This is a genomic window from Bradyrhizobium sp., assembly GCF_019244115.1.
In the GTDB taxonomy this organism is placed as follows: domain Bacteria; phylum Pseudomonadota; class Alphaproteobacteria; order Rhizobiales; family Xanthobacteraceae; genus Bradyrhizobium.
In genome coordinates this window covers 1-5354 of the sequence record NZ_JAFATE010000624.1, presented here as the reverse complement: position 1 = coordinate 5354, position 5354 = coordinate 1, and the positions used below count along the sequence as shown (strand labels likewise).

Sequence of the window (5354 nt, the reverse complement as noted above, 5' to 3'; positions counted from 1 at the left end):
AACGCGAGGTGCGCTTGATGCAGCTCGGCGCCGGACACACCTCGGGCGATATCGTCGCCTGGGTGCCGGACGCCGAGGTGATGCTGTCAGGCGACCTGATCGAATATCATTCGGCCTGCTATTGCGGCGACGCGTATTTGCGCGAATGGCCGGCGACGCTGAACGAGATCTTGGCCTTCAATCCGAAGGCGATTGCGCCCGGCCGCGGCGACGCGCTGAAGGGTGCGGAGACGGTCCGCGAGGCGATCGCGATGACCCGCGATTTCGTCACCACGCTTTATGGCGCGGCGGAAATGTCAGTCGCCAAGGGCCGCAGCCTGAAGGAGTCGATGGCGGCGACGCGCGCAGTGATGGATCCGAAATTCGAAAAGTTCGCGATCTACGAGCATTGCCTGCCGTTCAACGTCTCGCGCGCCTATGACGAGGCCTCCGGCATCGACGATCCCGTGATCTGGACCGACAAGCGCGATCGCGAAATGTGGGCCGCCCTGCAAGGAGGATAGAGATGAACATCAACACCTCTCCGGCAACCCTTGGCAAGAGCTCGGCACAGGTCACGCCGGGCTACATGTCGGGCTTCGGCAACTCATTCGAGACCGAGGCGTTGCCCGGAGCGCTGCCGATCGGGCGCAACTCGCCGCAGCGCTGTGCCTACGGGCTCTATGCCGAGCAACTCTCCGGCTCGCCCTTCACCGCACCGCGCGGCACCAATGAGCGCTCCTGGCTCTATCGCATCCGCCCGTCAGTGCGGCATTCCGGCCGTTTTGCGCGGGTCGACGCCGGGCTGTGGCGCACCGCGCCGTGCCACGAGCAGGAACTCGTGGTCGAGCAGCTGCGCTGGGATCCGACGCCGATTCCGGAAGGCGAGTTCACATTCCTGCAGGGCGTGCAGACCATGACCACGGCCGGCGACGCCGCGACCCAGTGCGGCATGGCCGCGCATGTCTACCTGATCACCAAGTCCATGGTCGATCAGCATTTCTACAATGCCGACGCCGAGATGATGTTCGTGCTGCAGCAGGGCAGCTTGCGCTTCGTCACCGAGTTCGGCCGCATCGATGCCGAGCCGGGCGAGATCGTGGTGATCCCGCGTGGCGTGAAGTTTCGTGTGGAAATTCCGGCAGGGCCGGCGCGGGGCTATCTCTGCGAGAATTACGGTGGCGCGCTGACGCTGCCGGAGCGCGGCCCGATCGGCGCCAATTGCCTGGCCAATGCGCGCGATTTTCTCACGCCCGTCGCGGCCTATGAAGACAAGGACACGCCCACCGAGCTGTTCGTGAAGTGGGGCGGCGCGCTGTTCAAGACGGAATTGCCGCATTCGCCGATCGATGTCGTCGCATGGCACGGCAATTACGCGCCCTACAAATACGATCTGCGCAGTTTTTCGCCGGTCGGCGCGATCGCCTTCGACCATCCCGATCCTTCGATCTTCACCGTGCTGACCTCACCGTCGGAGACCGCGGGCACTGCGAACATCGATTTCGTGATCTTCCCGGAGCGCTGGATGGTCGCCGACAACACGTTTCGGCCGCCCTGGTATCACTTGAACATCATGAGTGAGTTCATGGGCCTGATCTACGGCGTCTATGACGCGAAGCCGCAGGGCTTTGTGCCCGGCGGCATGTCGTTGCACAATTGCATGCTGCCGCACGGGCCGGATCGCGAGGCGTTCGAGCATGCCTCGAACAGCGAGCTGAAGCCGGTCAAACTCACCGGCACCATGGCCTTCATGTTCGAGACACGCTTTGCGCAGCGCATCACCGCGCATGCGGCAACCACGGCCACGCGCCAGCACGACTATGCCGATTGCTGGAAGGGCCTCGACAAGCGCTTCGATCCGAACAAGCCATAGCCGGATCTATCCACTCGTCATCGCGGGGCTTGACCCGGCGATCCATCAAAGGAAGGCGTTTCTTGAAGAATGATCGATGCCAGGGTCATCTGCGCGAAGACGCGCTTCGCGCCTTAGCCCGGGCATGACGGTTTTCCGATTGGAGAATCACGTGTCCCACCCCAATGATGCAAAACTCCGGTCCTTCATCGATGTCGCGCCCACGTCGGACTTTCCAATCCAGAATCTTCCGTACGGCGTGTTCTCCGCCCGCGGTTCGGCGCCGCGCGTCGGGGTGGCCATTGGCGACTACATTCTCGATCTCGCGGTGCTGGAAGGCGAGGGCCTGATCGATCTCGCGCCCGCCCATGACGTGTTCGCCCGGAGCTCGATCAACGCCTTTATGGCGCTCGGTCCAAGCGTCTGGTCGAATACGCGAGCTTGGATCAGCGAGCTCTTGCGTCACGACAATCCGCATCTGCGCGACAACAAGTCGCTGCGCTCGCGCGCGCTCGTGCCCATGGGCGAAGTGAAGCTGCGTCTGCCCTTCGCGGTCGCGGGCTACACCGACTTCTATTCATCGAAGGAGCACGCCACCAATGTCGGCGTCATGTTCCGCGGCAAGGACAATGCGCTGCAGCCGAACTGGCTGCACATGCCGATCGGCTATAACGGGCGCGCCTCGACGGTGGTCGTGTCCGGCACCCAGGTGAGGCGGCCGCGTGGGCAATTGAAGCCGCCGAACGCGGATAGCCCGAGCTTCGGCCCCTGCAAGCGGCTCGATTTCGAGTTGGAAATGGGCGTGGTAGTCGGCCAGCCCTCCGCGATGGGCGAGATGCTGTCAGAGGCACAGGCCGAAGCGATGATTTTTGGCTTCGTCCTGCTCAACGACTGGAGCGCGCGCGACATCCAGCAATGGGAATATGTGCCGCTCGGTCCGTTCCAGGCCAAGGCGTTTGCGACCTCGATCAGCCCGTGGGTGGTCACGCGCGAGGCGCTGGAGCCGTTTCGCGTGCACGGGCCGGAGCAGGTTCCGGCGCCGTTGCCTTACCTGAAGCAGACGCGGCCGAACAATTTCGATCTCGAGCTCGATGTCGTCTTGCGCACAGCCGACATGAACGCGGCGCAAAGCATCTGTCGCACCAACTTCAAATACATGTACTGGTCCTCGGTGCAGCAGCTCGTGCATCACGCCTCGTCAGGCTGCGCCATGAATGTCGGAGATCTCCTAGGCTCCGGCACGATCTCCGGACCCGACAAGCACCAGCGCGGCAGCCTCCTGGAGATCAGCTGGAACGGATCGGAGCCGATCGAACTCCCCCGCGGCGCAAAGCGCACGTTCCTCGAAGACGGCGACCAGCTCGTCATGCGCGGCTGGTGCCAGGGTGACGGCTACCGCATCGGCTTTGGCGAGGTCGAAGGCACCATCTTGCCGGGGGGATGAGCCCGTCATTGCGAGCGACGCGAAGCAATCCAGACTGCCGCCGCGGAAAGACCCTGGATTGCTTCGCTGCGCTCGCAATGACGATGTGGAAGGAGCTTACCGCGCCTCCGGCGGCACGTCCCTGATCCGCGCCACATGCGCAGCGACGTCCTCGCGCGAATATTTCAGCTGCACGCGTTTGTCTGACGGCGGATGGCTTTGCACGCACACGCCGGTCCGCCATTGCTGCACCGGCCGGATCGGCCGCGGCACAAAGCCGCCGCCGCAGTTCGGGCAGACGTTGAACAATTTTGTTTCGACGCAGTCGGCGCAAAAGGTGCACTCGTAGGAGCAGATCCGCGCCTCGGTCGACAATTGGGACGCAGCTGCAGGGCCATCATCGTCTCGCTGGACTAAAAGCCGCGCAGCATCGCAAGAAGCGCCCGAAAAGCGAAGGCCGAATTTCCCTCGATTTGCGCCGTTCCCTCGACCCCACGCCGTGAGAGGTGATCATGGTGCGATCTGCTTCAGCGGCAACCTTGCGCTTTCCTTCAGCCGCTCCAGCACGATCGACGAGCGCACATGAGCCACGCTCGGATGCGGCATCAGCACGTTGTTGACGATGTCGGACAGACCTTTCAGGTCGCGCAGTACCGCTTTCAGCAGGTAATCGGCGTCGCCGGTCAGCGCATAGGCCTCCTGGATGTCGTCGACGCGCGTGACCAGCGCGCGAAACTTTTTCGCGTTGTCCGGTGAATGGGTCGCGAGCGTGATCTGGATGAAGGCGATTAGGTTGAAGCCGAGCGCCTCGCCGGCAAGGCTGGCGCGATAGCCGGCGATCACCTTCTCATCTTCCAGCCGGGCGCGGCGTCGCGAGCATTGCGACGCGGAGAGGCCGACAGCGCTCGCGAGTTCCTGGTTGGTGAGCCGGCCGTCGTCCTGCAGGGCGGCGAGGATCTTGAGATCGAGGGCGTCGACGTCAATCATGCATAAAGAGCCGTATCTATGCACGGTTCATGCATATCCTTAGTTCAGACCACACCAATATGCACGCACTTTGCGTCAAGAATGCGGGAAGATGTCCGGACCGAGGAATCCCGGAGAAACCGCGCCCATGGGTCCGTTTCCGCACAATGCGCCCCCCGCCACCATCAGCGCCGACAATCCGATGGGCACCGACGGCTTCGAATTCGTCGAGTATGCCCATCCCGAGCCGGACAGGCTGCATGCACTGTTCATGCAGATGGGCTATCGGCCGGTTGCGCGCCACCGCACGAAAAACATCACGCTCTATCGCCAGGGCGACATCAATTATCTGGTTAACGCCGAGGGTGGAACGCACGCCTTCGACTTCGTCGGGGAGCACGGACCCTGCGCGCCGGCGATGGCGTTCCGCGTGGTCGACGCGGCTGCAGCCTATCGGCGCGCGCTTGCGCTCGGCGCGGAGCCTGCCGCGATACCGGCTGCGCGCAAGACGCTGGATGTGCCCGCCATCAAGGGCATCGGCGGCAGCCTCTTGTATTTCGTCGATCGCTATGGCGCCAACGGTTCTGCCTACGATGCCGAGTTCGAATGGAGCGGGGCACGCGATCCGCGGCCGGAGGGGGCGGGGCTGCATTACATCGACCACCTCACCCATAATGTCCATCGCGGACGCATGGATGTCTGGGCCGGGTTCTACGAACGATTGTTCAACTTCCGCCAGATCCGCTTCTTCGACATCGAGGGCCGCGCCTCAGGCCTGTTCTCGCGGGCGCTGACCAGTCCGGACGGCAAGATCCGGATTCCGATCAATGAGGATGCGGGCGATTCCGGGCAGATCGAGGAATACCTCAAGGTCTATCGTGGCGAGGGCATCCAGCACATCGCCTGCGGCGCGCGCGACATCCATGCGACCATCGAAGGCCTGCGCGGGGCCGGCCTTCCGTTCATGCCGTCGCCGCCCGACACCTATTTCGAGCGCATCGACGTTCGCCTGCCCGGGCATGGCGAAGACGTCGCGCGGCTCAGGACGAACGGCATCCTGATCGACGGCGAGGGCGTGGTCGACGGCGGCCAGATCAAGGTGCTGCTGCAGATCTTTTCGGCCAATGCGATCGG

5 protein-coding genes and 1 pseudogene are annotated in these 5354 nt (G+C 63.5%); 4 read left to right on the top strand and 2 right to left on the bottom strand.

Annotated features, from left to right (window positions below; translation table 11 throughout):
- The 3 genes and pseudogenes from JOZ76_RS27475 to fahA all read left to right on the top strand — a co-directional run.
- A pseudogene (locus JOZ76_RS27475) lies at window positions 1–503 on the top strand (MBL fold metallo-hydrolase); the annotation flags it as partial.
- A gap of 2 nt (window positions 504–505) precedes the next feature.
- On the top strand, window positions 506–1852 hold the full coding sequence (gene hmgA / locus JOZ76_RS27470; RefSeq protein WP_291704003.1) for a homogentisate 1,2-dioxygenase: 1347 nt from the start codon (window positions 506–508) through the stop codon (window positions 1850–1852).
- Window positions 1853–2003: 151 nt separating this feature from the next.
- Window positions 2004–3275, top strand: a complete 1272-nt coding sequence (gene fahA / locus JOZ76_RS27465; RefSeq protein WP_291704001.1) for a fumarylacetoacetase — start codon at window positions 2004–2006, stop codon at window positions 3273–3275.
- Window positions 3276–3371: 96 nt separating this feature from the next.
- Here fahA and JOZ76_RS38395 read toward each other — a convergent pair whose 3' ends face one another.
- The gene (locus JOZ76_RS38395; RefSeq protein ID WP_441300112.1) at window positions 3372–3629 is read right to left on the bottom strand and encodes a DUF1272 domain-containing protein; all 258 of its coding nucleotides are present in this window, start codon (window positions 3627–3629) and stop codon (window positions 3372–3374) included.
- Between the two features lie 135 nt (window positions 3630–3764).
- Window positions 3765–4241 carry an Lrp/AsnC family transcriptional regulator gene (locus tag JOZ76_RS27455; RefSeq protein ID WP_291703999.1) on the bottom strand — a complete coding sequence of 159 codons (477 nt, stop codon included), beginning with the start codon at window positions 4239–4241 and terminating at the stop codon, window positions 3765–3767.
- A gap of 127 nt (window positions 4242–4368) precedes the next feature.
- Here JOZ76_RS27455 and hppD point away from each other — a divergent pair.
- Window positions 4369–5354 (top strand): 4-hydroxyphenylpyruvate dioxygenase (hppD, locus tag JOZ76_RS27450; RefSeq protein WP_291703998.1); only part of this gene is annotated, 986 nt, incomplete at its 3' end.